Source organism: Singulisphaera chitinilytica (assembly GCF_049331405.1).
Classification (GTDB): domain Bacteria; phylum Planctomycetota; class Planctomycetia; order Isosphaerales; family Isosphaeraceae; genus PoT.
Genome location: NZ_CP186274.1, coordinates 649,418 through 664,684 on the forward strand (window position 1 = coordinate 649,418; position 15,267 = coordinate 664,684).

16 protein-coding genes are annotated in these 15,267 nt (G+C 64.2%); 9 read left to right on the top strand and 7 right to left on the bottom strand.

What is annotated here, in order from left to right:
• Window positions 1-31: 31 nt before the first annotated feature.
• The 3 genes from ACOYYX_RS02355 to ACOYYX_RS02365 all read right to left on the bottom strand — a co-directional run bounded on the left by ACOYYX_RS02355 (window position 32) and on the right by ACOYYX_RS02365 (window position 5,359).
• The gene (locus ACOYYX_RS02355; protein ID WP_422928328.1) at window positions 32-2,368 is read right to left on the bottom strand and encodes a TRAFAC clade GTPase domain-containing protein; all 2,337 of its coding nucleotides are present in this window, start codon (window positions 2,366-2,368) and stop codon (window positions 32-34) included.
• Window positions 2,369-2,606: 238 nt separating this feature from the next.
• Entirely contained in the window at window positions 2,607-3,590 is a 984-nt protein-coding gene (locus ACOYYX_RS02360; RefSeq protein WP_422928329.1) for a hypothetical protein, read from the bottom strand.
• Between the two features lie 446 nt (window positions 3,591-4,036).
• Entirely contained in the window at window positions 4,037-5,359 is a 1,323-nt protein-coding gene (locus tag ACOYYX_RS02365) for a hypothetical protein (protein WP_422928330.1), read from the bottom strand.
• A gap of 924 nt (window positions 5,360-6,283) precedes the next feature.
• Between ACOYYX_RS02365 and ACOYYX_RS02370 the strand changes: the two genes are divergently transcribed.
• Window positions 6,284-6,481 carry a hypothetical protein gene (locus tag ACOYYX_RS02370; RefSeq protein WP_422928331.1) on the top strand — a complete coding sequence of 66 codons (198 nt, stop codon included), beginning with the start codon at window positions 6,284-6,286 and terminating at the stop codon, window positions 6,479-6,481.
• A 365-nt stretch (window positions 6,482-6,846) separates the two neighbouring features.
• Here ACOYYX_RS02370 and ACOYYX_RS02375 read toward each other — a convergent pair whose 3' ends face one another.
• The 3 genes from ACOYYX_RS02375 to ACOYYX_RS02385 form a co-directional block, all read right to left on the bottom strand.
• A complete protein-coding gene (locus ACOYYX_RS02375) occupies window positions 6,847-7,182 on the bottom strand; it encodes a hypothetical protein (protein ID WP_422928332.1) in 336 nt (111 codons plus the stop codon).
• A gap of 58 nt (window positions 7,183-7,240) precedes the next feature.
• Window positions 7,241-7,771 carry a hypothetical protein gene (locus ACOYYX_RS02380; protein WP_422928333.1) on the bottom strand — a complete coding sequence of 177 codons (531 nt, stop codon included), beginning with the start codon at window positions 7,769-7,771 and terminating at the stop codon, window positions 7,241-7,243.
• A 62-nt stretch (window positions 7,772-7,833) separates the two neighbouring features.
• The gene (locus tag ACOYYX_RS02385) at window positions 7,834-8,601 is read right to left on the bottom strand and encodes a hypothetical protein (RefSeq protein WP_422928334.1); all 768 of its coding nucleotides are present in this window, start codon (window positions 8,599-8,601) and stop codon (window positions 7,834-7,836) included.
• Between the two features lie 287 nt (window positions 8,602-8,888).
• Between ACOYYX_RS02385 and ACOYYX_RS02390 the strand changes: the two genes are divergently transcribed.
• From ACOYYX_RS02390 to ACOYYX_RS02420, 7 genes are all read left to right on the top strand, one after another.
• On the top strand, window positions 8,889-9,101 hold the full coding sequence (locus tag ACOYYX_RS02390) for a hypothetical protein (RefSeq protein ID WP_422928335.1): 213 nt from the start codon (window positions 8,889-8,891) through the stop codon (window positions 9,099-9,101).
• Between the two features lie 64 nt (window positions 9,102-9,165).
• Window positions 9,166-9,552, top strand: a complete 387-nt coding sequence (locus ACOYYX_RS02395) for a hypothetical protein (RefSeq protein WP_422928336.1) — start codon at window positions 9,166-9,168, stop codon at window positions 9,550-9,552.
• Window positions 9,553-9,597: 45 nt separating this feature from the next.
• The gene (locus ACOYYX_RS02400; protein WP_422928337.1) at window positions 9,598-10,182 is read left to right on the top strand and encodes a hypothetical protein; all 585 of its coding nucleotides are present in this window, start codon (window positions 9,598-9,600) and stop codon (window positions 10,180-10,182) included.
• A gap of 263 nt (window positions 10,183-10,445) precedes the next feature.
• Window positions 10,446-11,003 (top strand): hypothetical protein, encoded by a 558-nt coding sequence (locus tag ACOYYX_RS02405; protein ID WP_422928338.1) that lies wholly within the window; start codon window positions 10,446-10,448, stop codon window positions 11,001-11,003.
• A 256-nt stretch (window positions 11,004-11,259) separates the two neighbouring features.
• Window positions 11,260-12,378 carry a hypothetical protein gene (locus tag ACOYYX_RS02410; protein WP_422928339.1) on the top strand — a complete coding sequence of 373 codons (1,119 nt, stop codon included), beginning with the start codon at window positions 11,260-11,262 and terminating at the stop codon, window positions 12,376-12,378.
• 2 nt (window positions 12,379-12,380) lie between these two features.
• Window positions 12,381-12,746 carry a hypothetical protein gene (locus ACOYYX_RS02415; RefSeq protein WP_422928340.1) on the top strand — a complete coding sequence of 122 codons (366 nt, stop codon included), beginning with the start codon at window positions 12,381-12,383 and terminating at the stop codon, window positions 12,744-12,746.
• 434 nt (window positions 12,747-13,180) lie between these two features.
• A complete protein-coding gene (locus tag ACOYYX_RS02420; RefSeq protein WP_422928341.1) occupies window positions 13,181-13,537 on the top strand; it encodes a hypothetical protein in 357 nt (118 codons plus the stop codon).
• A 706-nt stretch (window positions 13,538-14,243) separates the two neighbouring features.
• On the opposite strand, the gene ACOYYX_RS02425 is transcribed toward ACOYYX_RS02420, so the two are convergent.
• Window positions 14,244-14,372: a hypothetical protein gene (locus ACOYYX_RS02425; protein WP_422928342.1), complete on the bottom strand. Its 129-nt coding sequence runs from the start codon at window positions 14,370-14,372 to the stop codon at window positions 14,244-14,246.
• Between the two features lie 389 nt (window positions 14,373-14,761).
• On the opposite strand from ACOYYX_RS02425, the gene ACOYYX_RS02430 reads away from it, so the two are divergent.
• Window positions 14,762-15,199 (top strand): NUDIX hydrolase, encoded by a 438-nt coding sequence (locus tag ACOYYX_RS02430; RefSeq protein WP_422928343.1) that lies wholly within the window; start codon window positions 14,762-14,764, stop codon window positions 15,197-15,199.
• Window positions 15,200-15,267: the final 68 nt, after the last annotated feature.

Below are 15,267 nucleotides of genomic sequence, written 5' to 3' on the forward strand. Positions count from 1 at the left end.
GCCCCGAGTGGCCGGGGCTGACCGCGCCCGATCACTCGGGGGCGCTCAGCTTGGGGATCGAGAAGTTCGAGGCGAAGACGAGGGTCGTCTTGCCCCCCTTGGAGGCCCGGATCGTCCCCGAGAGGTTCCGCATGGCGAGCGGGTCCCCCTTGCGCGTGTTGAGGGTCGAGACCACCGAGTCGGACCAGTCGTAGTCGAGGATCCGGATCGTGACCGGGTCCCCCGCCTTCCACTTGATCGGCCTGGGGAAGGTGTAGTCCCAGATCGGCTTGGACGTGTTGCGCACCACCGGCGAGGGGCCATAAATGATCCCCGCAACCTCGATCGTCACGCCCAGGTCTGGCCCGCCGCCGCCGAGATATTTGCCGACTTGCGTGCTCACCTCGCCCCGACGCAGCGTGACGCGATACTCGCCCGGCACGGAGACCTTGTCCCACCAGTCGAGGTAGCGCTTGGCCTCGGCGGCGTGTCGGCCGTCGGGCTGGTCGTTGAGATAGTCTCGCAGGCGTCGGGCCACCTCGCCCACGTCGTCGGGGTGGGCCTGGAGGTGGTCGTAGGCGAGTCGGTACGAATACGTATCCCATTCGCGGAGGATCCGGTCGCGGGCCTCGGTCGCCTCGCTGATATAGCGGCCCCCGCCCTGGTGCGCCTTGAGGTAATCCTGATAGCGCTCGATCCGGGTCGCGAAGTTCGTCGGGTACTGCCGCGAGTATTGCCGGGCCCGGTCGATGTCGCGCTCGTCGAGCTTGGCGACGTAGCCGGCCAGGTGCTGCTCGACCTCGCCCCGCCAGTTGCTCTCGGGATGCTCGGTGAGGAATTGCTGCGAGCGGTCGATGAGGTCGCGGAAGTCGGCCCCCGGCAGGCTCGCGGCCCGCGTCAGGTCGTCGAGGAATCGGCGCTCGACCAGCGAGGCCTTCGCGGCGGCCTGATTCTTCAGGCCTTCGGCGAGGGCCAGCCCCTCGGCGCGGTTGCGGCTCTCGGGGTAGTCGCGCAGGAACGAGCGGAGGGCCACGAGCGCCTTCTCGGGCTCATCGCCGGGCGTCAAGGCATCGGCCCTGACCTGGATCCAGCGCCTGTCGCGACGTGCATCCTCCTGGGCCTGCTCGACGGTCTTGATCGCCGGGGCGAGCTCGGGGGCCTGCTCCTTGAGCGCGGTGAGGCGATCCTTGAGGTCGGGGGCCGCCGTGCCCAGCTCGACCTGGACGCCGGCCGCCTTGACGGTCCACTCCGCCTGCTTGAGCCGGGCGTCGTGGGCGAGCGTCGGGTAGAAGTAAGCGAACGTCGGGTGCCAGGCCTGGAACGCCGTCCAGCGTTGGGCGACCGCGGGGGCCGGGTGCTTCTTCTCGAAGCTTTGCGCCGCGTGGTATCCGAGCCAGTCGTAGCCGGCCGCCAGGCCCGCCAGCGCGAGGGCTCCCGCCGCCAGGCGCACGCCGAGCCGACGGGTCCGCTTGCGACGGAGGGCCTTGAGCCGCTGGCGGAAGTCGATGGCCTTGTCGGAGCTGGGATAGCGCCGACTGTACGCGGCGACGCAACTTGCGAGCCGGGGAAGGTCGTCCGGGGCGAGGTCCCAGAGCCATTCGAGCTGGGCCTCGTCGCTCGTCTCGAGCTGCTCGGCGAGCCAGCCGAGGGGCCGATCGAGCCCGAGCGGGTCGAGCACCGTGGGGGGCCGACCGTCTCGGGCGTTTCGACCATACGAGCTGACCGCGAAGACCGCGCCTTGCGGGACATGGCCCCCGAGGGCATGCAGGGTCATGCCGTAGCGGGCCTCGACCAGTTCGTCGACGCCCCAGTGCGAGGGGTCGTCCCCGCCTTGATTCTGCAGGCTGGCGAGGACGCGGTCGTACTTGGTGAGGATCAGGGCGATCGGCCTACCGGCCGTCGCGTCGTCGGAGCGGTCGATGTAGCGCTCGAGCAGGTCCTCGATCTCCTGCTGGCGACGTCGGCGGTCGGCCGGGTTCGTCGAGCTTTCCGGGTCGAGGCAGAGGAGCACGGCGTCGCAATCGGCGAAGAAGGCCTGGATCGGCTCGTTCGTTCCGAGGGTGATGTGCTCCCCCTGGTAATCCTTGACGATGATGTCGAACCGCGCCTGGCCCCGGTAGAGCCGCAGATTGAGCTCGGTCTCGGAGAGGGTGCCGGCGAGGGATTCGCCCGACTCGATCTGGCCGATCTTCTCCGCGAGGTACTCGGCCGTCGACGGGTTCGCCGCCGCCAGGCGCAGGCCGGGCACCTGGCCGGTCGACGCCTGGCGATAGAACATCGCCAGCAGCGTGGTCTTGCCCACGTTCCGATGCCCGAACAACCCGATCCGCTTCGGCCCGGTCAGGCGGTTCTCGAGGGCGTCGAGAAGGATCTTGCGGCGGTTCGGCATCCCAGCAATCCTCCGGCTTCCAATCTCTCCGAGGACGACCGGCCCCTTTTTATCGGCCTGCGGCCCGATCTCAGATACGGCCCGGTCTTCGGAATCGTTCTATGCAATTTTGAAAATGCGAGCGACGTGTTCTCGAGTGCGATCGAGGCCGCAGTCTATTCGACGAGGATGCGCCCATATTAACCGCCCCAGGCCCGGAGTCGGCGGATTTGCACCTCCGCCGACTCATTCGCGGACCTCAGCCGACCTTCATCGCCGGCTTGCGCCTGGCGAAGAGGGCCTTGACCGGCCAGGTGAACGGCTTGAAGAACCAGGAGATCGGCAGGCCCAGGACCACCATCGAGGCCAGCACGACGACCAGGCCGGCGAGCGCCATGCCGAGGTAGCGGAAGGGGAGGAAGTCGAGCCCTCGGGCCGCGAGCGCCTCGCTGATCGACGACTCGAGGCCTCGCGTGGCGCCGCCGCCGATCGCCCCGGCGAGCTGGACCCCGGCCTTGCCGAACTCGCGGACGGCGTACTCGGTCGCCTGCCCCGCGTAATCGACAAACTTGTCGGGGTTTGCCAGGAAGGCCGCGAGGACGCCCGCCGCCATCAGCTTCTTCTTGTGCGGCAGGACCTGCTTGGTGAGGAACTTCCAGCCGTTGCGCCCGGTCTTGCGGAGGACGCCCAGGGTCTCGGGCCCCTCCTTGACGAGCACCTCGGCCACGTCGTCGCCGTAGACGCGGACGGCGGAGAGCCCTTCGGTGCCGAGCTTGCGGACCATCGTCTCGGCCTGGTCGGGGTACCGCCGGGCCAGTCGCTGCGCGGTCTCGCTCATCTCGACCACGAGCCGTTTCTCGGCCGGCTTCAGGTTGCCGAAGACGCGGGCGGCCTCGGCGTCTTGGGGCAAGAGCCGGGTGAACTTGGAACGGAGCAGGGCATCGGAAGGCTCCTCGAGGCGTCGGCCGGCCTCGGCGAGGTTCTCGTAGCGCCTGGCGACGACCTCGAGCCCTTCGTCGGCCTCGTGCACGAAAAGTCGGCCCGCGACGCGGCCGCCGGCCTCTTCACCGGTCTTGACCGAGGCCCGGCCGCCGGCCCTGGCCTCGCGCATGACGTTCTGGACGACCTCATCGAGCCAGGACAACGAACCCGCCCGCGCGCTGGTCGGCAGGGCGAGTGCCGCCAGGAGGCCCAGGCAAATCGCCACCGATCGACGGCGGCGAAGATGCGGAAGCGGTAGCATCGTGGAAGATCCTTAAGATTCGGAGGCGCCACGGGTCCACGCTCGCGCCACCTTCTCTCTACGTGTTCGTATCGCCATTTGGGCGTATTTTGTGATGTCTTTCGGGGAATTTCGGATTCTCGCGCCGAGCCGCCCGGGAGATGTCCGGACCTGGACAGGACCGAGGGGTCGGGGAGAAGAATTGTTTGCGTTGGTTCGACGACCCGGAAGACGCGGCAAAATCCATTTCGCGTTCGAGGCGTTACCCCGGCTGACTTCGGGAGAACGAGGAGTCGTCGGACCCTGCGCCTCTATCTTCCAATATAACGCATTGGCTCCCGGGCGAAAAACCGAGGTGCGGGGCTTTCCGGAAGTCAACCGACAGATCCGCTCGAACCCGCGGCTTTTGCGGGTGGCGGATCGGAGGATCGGCAGTTGTGGACGAGTCGGCGGCGAGCCCTCCAGGATCAGCGGTGCCGCCCCTGCCAGAACGGATCTCGATACCGCGTCCATTGCTGCAAGCCCTCGCTCAGGCAGCGTCGCAGTTCGCTATCCGACCAGTCCCAGGCCCGTTCCGGATGCTTGTCGATATCCGCGGGAGCCAGGTTCCAGGTCGTCGGGAAGCAGAAGGCCCCGACCGCCTGGATGGCGATCGCTACGATGATCGGGACGAACAGGAGAGTGGTCAGGCGCCGGGAACGGGACCAGGCCCAGTCGAGACCGAAGCCGAAGAAGACGGCGAAGATCGGCATGGTGTCGGTCCAGTAGCGCGGGCCGAACGTGTGGCCGGCCCACCAGACCGAGTACTTGGAGAGGGCGAGCAGGTCGACGACCAGGGCCAGGGCGAGGACGATCCCCAGGGACCAGCCCCGCACCCGGTCCCAGACCAGCGGCAGCATCGCCAGCGCGACGACGACCCATGGGGAGAAGACGAACAGGCCGCGATTCGGGCTGAAGAGCGTCCCGGTGAGCCCGGCGATGAAGTCCCCCGACCAGATCCCTTGCATCCCATGCAAGCCGGGATGGAGGGCCTCGAGCTCGGCATGTCCCCCCGCGATCGACTGGAAGAACCAGTAGTTGTAGCCGACCAGCGCCGAGCCCAGCAGGATCGGGCCGGGCAAGAACCAGGCGAGTGCCCTCGGCCGCTCCAGGGCGACGCGCACGAGGAAGGCCACCGCGAAGATGACATCAATCTGTCGGCAGCAGACCATCAGCGCGGCCGTCGTCCCCCCCGCGAGCAGCCTGATGCGCGATAGGGGGCGGGGCGTGAGTAGGAGCATCGTCAGGGTCAGCATCAGGGTGGCCGCTCCATGCTCCCATACGGCCTGGCTCGCGATCGTCCAGAGCTCGGAGCCGAGCGAGGCGGCGAGCGTCGCCGGCAGGGCCATCCTCCCGATGCCGAGCCTACGCAGGACCCGATAGAGGATGACCCCCGTCAGGGCCGCGATCAGCCCCGCCGCGATCTTCGACATCCGCTGCGAGCGCAGGTAGGCGAGCCCGGGATTCTTGTCCCAGCCCGGGTCGACGTGGTCGATGACCGCGAGCTGCGGCGCGATGAAAGGCAGGTTCACGATCACGGTGCCGATCGAATACCTCGAGAGGATGTGCCCCTTCCTCCGGACCATCGACCAGGGCAACCTGCCATCCGTGGCGTTCTGGATCAGGGGTTCATAGCGGTCGATGTACGGCCCATCCCCCCGCAGGATCGCCAGGGGCAGCAACTCCGTCGGTAGCGTGTCCTCCGCGCCAATGGGCTCGATCCGGTTCGTCGTATAAGTCGCCGCAAGCACGATCCCCAGGAGGATGGAAATCAGCCAGCCGCCGCGCCCCGGCCTCGAGGCCGTGATTGACGCTTCTGTGACGCTTATTTCGGGACTAAGATTGTTTGGATGATTCATGGTTATTGGTATTTGATTAAATTTGAATTATATAAATATAAATTAATAAAATCCGAACTGTTTTGCGAGGTGCCGCTCGAGCGGCACGTGCGCCGCGGCAACTCTCACTGGCCAAGCGTGCATAAGCATCATGGCTGAGTTTTGCAGTTAATCATTAAGTAGATCGGATTGTACAGACGTCCGATTGTCGTTAGCAAGCGATCCGGCGCGGTAATCACTTGTGCCTAGATCATTAACAAACGTTTTCAGACCGAGGGCGGGGACCTCGTCCCGGGCGAGGCCCCACGAAGATGAGCACAGATCCGTGCTCCGGGAAAATGTGTGCGCGGTGATCAGGAAATTAGATGCAAGTTGTTTCGGCACTCAGTGTTTACGTGCCGGGGCTAAACGCGACGACTCTCGTTCTGGGCCAAAATCTCGCGAATATATTGCCGTACTCGTGGCAAGATGAGGGGGCTGGAGCGAGAGAGGGGAGGCCATTGCCGAGGAGCGGAAACTTACGATTCTTCGACAGCGATGGGCATTGGTTTTGCGGTGTGACGGGCGACCTTCGCCGGATACGTGACGCGAGTCACGATGTCATCCCGCTCGTCGGCATTCGCAAGATGGTGCGAGCGTGCAAGCAGCCTGCGGGTCGTCGGTGTTCGACGACGGGCTCCGGCGGAATCGGTAAGTCTTTCGTGAGTGGCGACGGTCTCGAGAATGGGGCTTCGCCGGCGGCAATATTCCGGCCGGCGGGGCGAACTCATCTTGGGCCTTGCTCCAGGGCAAGATCCGGTCACCCCGATGAGATTCCACCTGAAAGGACTGATCTCGATGAAACTGAACCTGATGGCTCGTCTCGCCTGCCTCGTGCTCGGCACGTTCGTCATGGTCGGCTGCGAGGAGAAGGGCCCGGCCGAGAAGGCCGGCGAGTCGATCGACGCGGGCGTCAAGAAGGCCCAGGACGCCGTCGACCCGCGCGGCCCTGCCGAGAAGGCCGGCGCCGCGGTCGATAACGCCGTTAATAAATGAGTGAACCAACGCCGTCGTCGCACGTCGGCCGAATCAATGAACAAGGGCCATCCCGTCTGGGATGGTTCCAGCTCACTCCGTTTTACCCGAAACCTCAACGCCAGCCGAGTTTTACGGGAATCGCACCTGCTTTGCAATCCCTCGCAAACCGGTACACAAACCCGTAGAAATCCACGGTACATCACACCCAAGCCGGTATAAAACGGTAGTCACATCGGACGATCGTGCGAGACGATCGCAATTAGCATCCGGGCCGAGGCTGCCCACGAGGCAGCCCCGGCCCGGTTCCCCTGTCTGCGCCCGGATTGAGAAGGAACGAGAGAACGAGACGATGACGTCGGTAGTGCCGACATCATCGCGAGGGATCAGACCGAGAGCCGCTCTCGGTAGGCGTTGAACTCGTCGAGGCTCATGCAGCCCGAGGCGCGGATCTCCTCGACGAGCAGGAGCGCGTGTTCGAGCAGCAACTCGGATCGCGGATCGCCGTCTTCGATCTCGTTGCGAATCCGCGCCTCGAGGTAACCGGCCAGCGTGTGTCTGAACTCGATGCCATCCTCACCCGGCCTGTCCAAATCACGGTCATCGATCGTGTGTCCGCTCCAATCGTCCACCCAAATTGTGATGCGATGCCCCGTGGCCAGGGCCTCCCGGATGAGCTTAGAGGGGTTCGCCGGCTGTCGTTTCGCCTTGGTCTTCGTCATGGGTGTATATCCTGGTGTCTTGGCTTCGGTGCGTGTTCGAGGTGGTCTCGTGGTCCGCTCAGCCGCAAGATCCGGTCGCGGCGATGACGTCGAGGTCGTCGAGCAAGGCAGAGCTCGAGTCGGCTTGCCGTCGGCGGGGGTACACGTCAGATGTGTACCCCCGCCTCTGCGGCATCGGGTCATGGTTGGCCAGGGCCGCAAGGATGTCGGCCTCGCGCCCCGAGGCGATCGCGTCGGCGATAGCCAGGACCGCGGCCCGCGCCGGATCTTCGGAGTACCAGCCCGCCGCCAGGTCCCGGAGGGCCTGGGCCCGAGCCTCCCGGCGCTCGAACTCCTCGAGCCGGAACTCCTCGCGGGTCCAGGCCGCCAGGCCGTCGGCGTACTCCTCGGCCGACTCTGCGGCATCGAAGGGCTCGAGGTCGTAGGGCTCCCCGCCGTTGACGTCGGGCCTCGATCGACCCACCTTGTAGCGGAGCGTCCCGCCCATCGAGGCATCGAGCACGTGGATGGTCGTCACGATGGGCGCGTTGGTCTCGTCCCGCCCGTCGAGCTTGTGGAGCAGGATGGCATTCTCGGAAGCGGTGGCCATGGGTGGGCCCTCCCGTTGTGCTGGGGGACGGGCCGGGGGACAGGCCCCGGCCCCGGGAGGGTTCAGGACGCCAGGCCGACTTCGAGGAGGTGCTGGGCCGCGGCCTCGTTCGCCCGGCGATCCCAGCGGCGTCCCATGGAGAGCACCTCGTACCCGTAGTTCCGGGTCGGCGAGTTCTCCGCCCACCACTGGGCATCTTCCGCGGTGAATGGCAGGCTCTTCCCGGCCACCCGGGCCGGCTTGGCGACGGGGGCAGGAACCGGCGTCTCGACGGCCTTCTCGGCCCCCCGCTTGGCCAGCGCCCGCTCTCGGCTGATCTTCCAACGCATCTCGTCGGCGGCCTTCTGGCCGTGGGGCTCGCACCATTCTGCGTCGATGCCGGGATGCTTGTTCTCAAAGTCGCAGAACCCCCGCCAGAAGGCCGAGACGACCCTGCGGCACTCCTTGTCCGTCATCTCGCTGTCCTTGAGCAGCACGACCTCGAGCTCGTCCTCGGCTCGCTTGAGGGGCGGCGCCGGGGGCCGCTCCTTGAGCAGGCGACGCATCTCGTCGGCCGCGGCCTTGCGGGCGACGCGGTCGCACTCGGCCGGCGACGCCTCGGGGCAGGACCTGGCGTACTCGGCGAACGCCCGGTTCTTCGCCCCGTTGATCCGCCTCGACTCCTCGCACGTGAGCCCCGAGCCGTTGATGTTCGGCAGGGGCCTTTGATCGATCGGGCAGGAGAGCGGGGTCTCGTCGGGCAGGAGCCCTTCGCCGAAGGGGCGGTCGGGGCGGGGGGATTTGCGTGTCGGCTTGACGGCGGGGCGAGAGATCGTGATAACCTTGGTCATGGCGGGCCTCCTTAACAGGCTTGCCGTTCGCCGCTTGGGAGGGGTCCAGCCTCCCAAGCGGTTTTTTTTGTTTGTCGAGTGTTTCTCACTCGTGACACTCGAAGTATAGACGAAAGCTATCTCTCGATCAAGTCGACTTTTTGTTTTTTTTTTGCTATTTCTCAAGTTTTTATAATCAACAACCGATTTCAACGAAGTTGCCTTCTGTATAGCGTTAGGCTATACTTTAAGAGAGACGAATTTTCGACTCTCGGGAGGGCAGGGCTATGAGCGCAGGGGTAGCAGTGATGGCTCGAAAAGTGAGCGGCGACGCCGATCCAAGGAAGAGCCCAGATCCCGAGCCGAGGAAGATTGTTCTTACTGTCCGAGGCCGGCCCGAGTGGAAGTCCTGGCTTGACGGGTTCGCCAAGTCGGAGCGGGTTTCGGCTGTCGTGCTCATCGACCGGGCCCTCGACCTCTACGCCAAGCACGTCGGCTACGCTCCCCCTCCCGAGCGATGATGTTCCCGCCCGATCCCTTTATCCCAACATCTTGAATTTCACCACATAAGAGGATGACGAGATCATGCGTAAGTCACCGGCTTTGAAGCAGTCGCGACCCGAACGCATCACGGCCGCCAAGGACATGAGGCGGCAGTTCGAGTACGCCGATGGTTATGCCTACAACGCCGGCCGCATGTTCAGGGCGGTGGGCTCGCCCGAGGGGCATGACCCCGAATCCTGGCTGGACAAGGCCGCTCCACTCGTCACCGGGCTCCAAGGCTACTTCGCCAACCTCGACGGCCTAGGCGCGGATCACGACTTCGACGAAGGGGAGATCGTCAACATCGAGACCCGCGACGACGAGGATGCGGACAAGCTGGCCGGCGACACGTTGATGACGTATCTGCTCGCGCACGCCTACGCCATGTACCTGGATTCCGCCGTCCAGGAACTGGCCAAGGCCTCCTGAGGACGGTCGGTCTTCAACGTCACCCTTGCACCAGGAGTCACACCCTTGAAGCCCTTCGACGAGATCGACCCGACCCCCGAGCGCCCGATGTACGACCCCGCGTCGATCCCGGGGCAGGTGCCCTACCGCAAGCGCGACATCGACGACCTGAACGCAAACCCAGCAGTCGTCGAGTTCCTGGCCAAGAACCTCGACGAGCTCCTCCGCGACCACCGGGTCAGTCATGAGGTGGTCGCGAAAGGGAATGGTCACACCTTCCACCAGCACGTCGCCGATTGCATCCTCGCCCGGCTCAGCCTCGAGTTCCCCGGGGTCCGGGGCTTGCTGCTCGGGGAGGACGAGCGGATCCAGCCCGACGTCGGCAAGCTCCCGCTCGGGATCGGCCCGGACATCGGGCCCATCCCCCCCGGCCTCCAGGTGCCGGTCATCGGCCTGGCCATCGCCGCATCGCACATGCACGGGCTACTGCTGGACATCTTCGAAAACACCTCGGCCCACGGCATCGACGCCCGGGCCGCGATGCTCGGCCCGGGCCAGGAGCAGCTCGAGCTGTCGGAGAAGGTTCTCGAGGGCTGGCGCCATCATCTGGGGCTCGACGTGTTCGAGGCGGTCCAATCAATCGACGATTGAAGGATGAGCGACGACCGGCAAATGTGCAGGGCCGGGGCATTCCTCGGCCTAACCGCCCCCATGTTATGGGGAGCGGATCTAATTGCCGGATTTCCCGGCAATTAGATCCGCGCTCGGCGGGCGGTCTAAATACGGGGAGGTCCCGTATTTGGCGATCGACTCATGGGACCGAATCCAAATGTGGGAAAATCCCACATTTGGAAGTGCAGCCTTCTCATCGACTTAGGTTCTAAATGTGGCCAAGGGTCACAATTAGAACTTTGATGCGTTGCTACCAACTCACCGACTTCATCGGAGCAACGACCTTGATCGAGCTCACGGGTAACGCGGTGTTCGACGCCTTCCAGGAGCAGTTCGGGGGCAAGCACGATCCAATCGACCTCGTCCCCCTATGGAACGCTTCCAAGCGGAAACGAAACTACTCACCGCGGCGGTTGGCCAAGGAGGGGATGATCGAGGTCCTCGAGACGTTCGGCGATCGCCCCGACGATCCCATTCTGGCCGATCCCGAGAACGCGTGGGAGTATGCGTACCTCCTCGACGACAACATCAAGGAAGCGATCATCAAATCGATGGTGGAGGCCCGGAAGGCCGACCCGGTCGGCCAGCTCCTGGGAAGCCCCAACCTCCTGATGGCCGCACCGATCCTGATGGGGGTCATGAACGACGAGGGTCTCGAGAGGGATGCGGCCGTCGCGAAGATCATGCGCGAGGTGCTGGAGCGAACCGAGCACCTCGACGAGATGGAGCGAGAAACCATCGTAGCGCGGATCCAGCGTGGACTGGCCGCAGTTCAGGTACTCGAGGTCGGGGCGGGTTGACCTCTTGGGCGGTGTGGGAGGCCTCCGATCACAACGCAACCCGAATACCACGAAAATTGGGAGTCAAGATTTCGCACCTGCACGCGTAATCGGATTGCGTTAATTCTTGGTCCAAATTAAGGTTACGCCCGTTTCGTCCCACGGGATGCCTCCCGCGACTAGTTAACCGCTTCCCAGGCCCCGCATGTCGACGGCGGTCGGGCATAGTATATTGATGCTTCCCACGTACCGGGATTTTATCGGGCGGGCTTTGGCCATGAACATCGACAACTTCCTCAGCCCTAAACTGGTCGGCAAGCGATTCGATTCGCACTCAATCCCATTGGAGCTGCTTGGCGACTTGGCCGTCCTCGAAGACATGATCATCGACGTTGCCAAGTGGCGATATCTCCAGGATAACACCGATAAGAAACGCTCGCCCCGCCGATTCACCAATGGAGTCGCCCTTACGCTGACCGGGGTGGACGAGGGAAGCGCGGTCGCCAAGATTGCGCTCTCCCTCGCATTGGCCGGGGCAGCTCCCCCGGCCCAGCAAGCTTATCTGGAGCAGGCGCGTGATGCTGTCGTTGGAGCCATTGCCGCTGCAGGGGAAAACAAGCCTCCGACTGATCACCTCCCGCGAGAAGCCCTCGCCTATTTCGATCGCCTGGGGCGTAGCTTGTTGGACGACGAGGCGATCGAATTCCCCACGGCTAAGGCGGGTTCACCTGCGAGGCTCACTAAAGAGACTCGGCTAAAATTGTTGAAGGCTGCAGAGGTCACCGAGCGCACTGAAGAGATCCACATCCGCGGTGGCATCTTCGACCTCAATCAGGAAGACATGGCTTTTGTTATGATGCTTCCGGATGGGAGCAAAGTAACCGGACCCGTGGGTCGCCAGCATTTCGAGACCTTCCTCGACGCCTTTTACAACTATCGACAAGGCGTTAAAATCCTGCTCGACGGCGTAGGCAAATTCGATCGGGCGGTACGTTTGAAGAAAGTGGAATCCGTGGACCTGGTCACGCTACTGGATCCACTCGATTTCCAATTTCAAATCGACGAACTTCGCGCCCTCAAGGCCGGATGGTACGACGGCAAAGGACTGGCGCCGTCCTCCAAGGGGTTGGATTGGCTCGCCACCGCTTTCAACGAACGCTATCCAGATAATCTGCCGTTGCCATACGTCTATCCAGTCGCCGAGGGCGGGGTAAGGTTTGAATGGCTGATCGGGCGAGTCGACGTCTCGTTGGAGATAAACCTGACGACGCACGCCGGTGATTGGCATGATCTCCACCTCGAGACCGATGCAGAAGAAGCCAGGCACTTGGATCTCAACGACGATGCTAGCTGGAGATGGCTGGCCGGACGGATGCAACAGCTGAGTGGAGCCTAATCATGACGGACGCGACATTGCTCTTACGCCAGATCCACCCGTCTTTCGTTAAACTGGGTCGAGCGACCTCAGCTGCTTTCCGCCCGACGCCTAAAGACGAGCATAAGCTGTCTGTTTATCATGGCGATATGATCACTCCTCTCGAATCGTTTCACCATTACTGCGAGAGGAAATTGGAGTCCGCGGGAGTCATGGCCGTCTCCGTCGCGGATTGCACGAGCCAGGGGCTACCGTCTCGTCACAGCCCGCAGGAATTTCCCGAGCACGCGGAAATCGATTTCACCGGAATTAACGGCAGTCAATGCGAAAAGAAGGGTAAGAAACTGAGGGAAGCCGCTGATCAGCGAGGATGGCTGCACCAAGCATGACTCCTGACCTACCTCGATTGCCTGAGGTCCAGCCTCTTGAGGTTCCCATTCGCCTCCTGGCCGGCCGTAACTAACTCAGGGTCGCGGAGCCGTTAGAAAATCGAAGCAGGCGCAGGGCCGGGGCGATCCCCCGATCCACTCGCGCAGGCCCGGCCCCTCGACGACCATCGACGTCGAGGGGCCGCCTCGTCGGATGACGAAGCTGGCGCATTAGGCCCACGCCGGCCACTTGCGGCCCGGCTCGCCTCGCGTAGAATCGGGATCGAGCTCCATGACGCCAGTGGCGCGTCAAGTGACGGCAGGAGCCGCCCACACCCTGAACCGTCACGCCGGGCCCCGCGGCAGGAGAGGACCTGTCGCGGGGCCCTTGTCATCCCCGGCGGGATGGCGTAGGCACGCGAACTCGAGCCGCCCGAGTCGGGCACGAGGGGCCGATGAACGACGGGGATTCGACGAGCCCGAGGCGACGCAACACCTTCGCGCAGGCGCTCGAGTTCGTCGTCGATGCCCAGGTCTCCCTGGGCCGTCACCGGGGCTTGGACGAGGGCACGATCCGCCGGGACATCAACCGGGCCTTCGACGTCGCCCTCGGGGATGACGACTCCCGCGGGCCCATCGACACCGCGGGCGAGGGGCCGACCGGCATGATGAGCCTGGCCGGCATGTTCCGCCTCGTCTTCGACGAATGGGGGCTGGATCGCGAGGATCAGTTCATGCAGGAGAGCTGGTACGCGATCGCCAACCGCGCCATGGAAGAGGCATTGGCGATGACTCGGGCTCGGGACCTATGAATCGCCCACTGCATTCGACCGGGGTCATCGACATGGCGATGACTTTTGCGAGTGGAATGCGGTGGCCCAGGGTAGCGCGCCGGGGAGGCTTGCGAGCCGACTCGGCGCCATTCCGGAAGCGGCTACTTCGAGAGCCATCCCTCGGCGATTTCCTGGGAAGCCATAACTGACTGAAATATTTTTAATAATTGGATATATTTTCTTTTTCGTCTATAAATAATGATGCAGGCCGAACATTCCGGCATGCCTCAGCCTGACGTCAGTCGGGGGAGTCGCGTCCCGGCCCGGGTCCTCCCCCGGGGCCGGGATGCTCACGCCTCAGCTCCAGCCTCCTCAAGAATCGCCGTCCTGCTGCCTCCTGTGAAGGCCGATTCGTGATAGGATGCGTCGGCCTAAGTCGTCGCGTTCGACCCGTTCCGGCCGGGTGGCTCGCGCTCGCCTGCCCCTTGAATGATGTTGCAAATCCGCAGCGTCGGGGCCAAATCACATGTCGACATTGATGCAAATGAGACCCAAGAATGGCCCTTATTTAATGAGGTTCCTCGGCCGGAGTCCGAGGTGTCCGGAAGGCCACCCGAGGGGGCCTGATACGTGAGGAAGCCCCCGTTGGGGGCGATGACTTGAGCCGCCCCGTCGGAGCCCGTACATGCGATGGCCCCTCGGGGGGCGTTAGGCCAGGAAGGCCCCGTCGGGGCCTACGGGGTTACTACAGGTTCAACTCGCCCTGGCGACGACCCGGCTCGTCCTGCTCGCGGATGTACTGCCGCACCCGGGCTTCATCAAGGCCCACCGTGCTCACGCAATAACCCGTCGCCCAGAAATACAGGCCCGTCATCCGGCGCTCCTGATCCGGTCGGATCGCTCCTCTCGGGTCCGAACGCGATCACCGCCTCGTTGGCGCTGACGGGCATCATGCCTGAGCTACATGCACGGCCAGGGCCTGCTCGTCCGGGATGAGATGGGCTGGTACTACCTGGCGCCCGGGATCGAGCCCCTCGCCGGCCCGACGTCGCTCCTCGCCGACCGGAATTGACCCTGGCCCGACCTGACGTCACGATGTAAGGACAGGCGCAGGGCCGGGGCGATCCCCCGACTCACTCCCGCGTGTGGCGGTCCTGCTCCTCGGAGCCCCAGACGCCAACGGCCCCTCGACGACCATCGCGTCGTCGAGGGTCCGCCTCGTTCGAGAGGTCAGCATGGACACGCGACGTCGAGGGATGAGGGATGGCCGATAGGGTCTTGGCGGGGATCGTCCTCATCAGCGGCGACAAGGTGCTCCTCGTCCTGAGCCGCAAGGATGCGAGAGCGGGGCGGTGGCGGTGGTCCATCCCCAAGGGGAGATACAAATCGGGCTCCGACGTCGGCCTATTCGATGCCGCCGCGAGGGAGCTGAAGGAGGAGGCCGGCATCGACCTCGCGGGGGTCGGCGTCGGCATGTCGGATTGCGTCGGGCGCGGCGTGCTGACCTACTCGCGTAAAGGCCGGTCGGTCGAGTTGCACCACTTCGTGCTCGCGAGCCCGCTCATCGTGCTTGATTCAAGAGTGACGGCCGGAGAGGCGATGGCCGGGGTCGGCCTCTTCGACCATGGCCTCGCCCGGACTATGATCGCGGAAGAGCAGCATGTTCTTATTGATATGTATCTGCCAGGTTCGTTCTTTTGAAAATGTCTGCACGATCGAGAGGCTGAGGCGAGGCTCGGCGTTGAGGTAAGCCGCGTCTTGGTCAGTTC

Bases quoted from the DNA above. Each gene is read 5' to 3' on its own strand.
- ACOYYX_RS02355 (WP_422928328.1), bottom strand. From the start codon at position 2,368: ATGCCGAACCGCCGCAAGATCCTTCTCGACGCCCTCGAGAACCGCCTG.
- ACOYYX_RS02360 (WP_422928329.1), bottom strand. From the start codon at position 3,590: ATGCTACCGCTTCCGCATCTTCGCCGCCGTCGATCGGTGGCGATTTGC.
- ACOYYX_RS02370 (WP_422928331.1), top strand. From the start codon at position 6,284: ATGAAACTGAACCTGATGGCTCGTCTCGCCTGCCTCGTGCTCGGCACG.
- ACOYYX_RS02375 (WP_422928332.1), bottom strand. From the start codon at position 7,182: ATGACGAAGACCAAGGCGAAACGACAGCCGGCGAACCCCTCTAAGCTC.
- ACOYYX_RS02380 (WP_422928333.1), bottom strand. From the start codon at position 7,771: ATGGCCACCGCTTCCGAGAATGCCATCCTGCTCCACAAGCTCGACGGG.
- ACOYYX_RS02385 (WP_422928334.1), bottom strand. From the start codon at position 8,601: ATGACCAAGGTTATCACGATCTCTCGCCCCGCCGTCAAGCCGACACGC.
- ACOYYX_RS02390 (WP_422928335.1), top strand. From the start codon at position 8,889: ATGGCTCGAAAAGTGAGCGGCGACGCCGATCCAAGGAAGAGCCCAGAT.
- ACOYYX_RS02395 (WP_422928336.1), top strand. From the start codon at position 9,166: ATGCGTAAGTCACCGGCTTTGAAGCAGTCGCGACCCGAACGCATCACG.
- ACOYYX_RS02405 (WP_422928338.1), top strand. From the start codon at position 10,446: ATGCGTTGCTACCAACTCACCGACTTCATCGGAGCAACGACCTTGATC.
- ACOYYX_RS02410 (WP_422928339.1), top strand. From the start codon at position 11,260: ATGAACATCGACAACTTCCTCAGCCCTAAACTGGTCGGCAAGCGATTC.
- ACOYYX_RS02415 (WP_422928340.1), top strand. From the start codon at position 12,381: ATGACGGACGCGACATTGCTCTTACGCCAGATCCACCCGTCTTTCGTT.
- ACOYYX_RS02420 (WP_422928341.1), top strand. From the start codon at position 13,181: ATGAACGACGGGGATTCGACGAGCCCGAGGCGACGCAACACCTTCGCG.
- ACOYYX_RS02425 (WP_422928342.1), bottom strand. From the start codon at position 14,372: ATGACGGGCCTGTATTTCTGGGCGACGGGTTATTGCGTGAGCACGGTG.
- ACOYYX_RS02430 (WP_422928343.1), top strand. From the start codon at position 14,762: ATGGCCGATAGGGTCTTGGCGGGGATCGTCCTCATCAGCGGCGACAAG.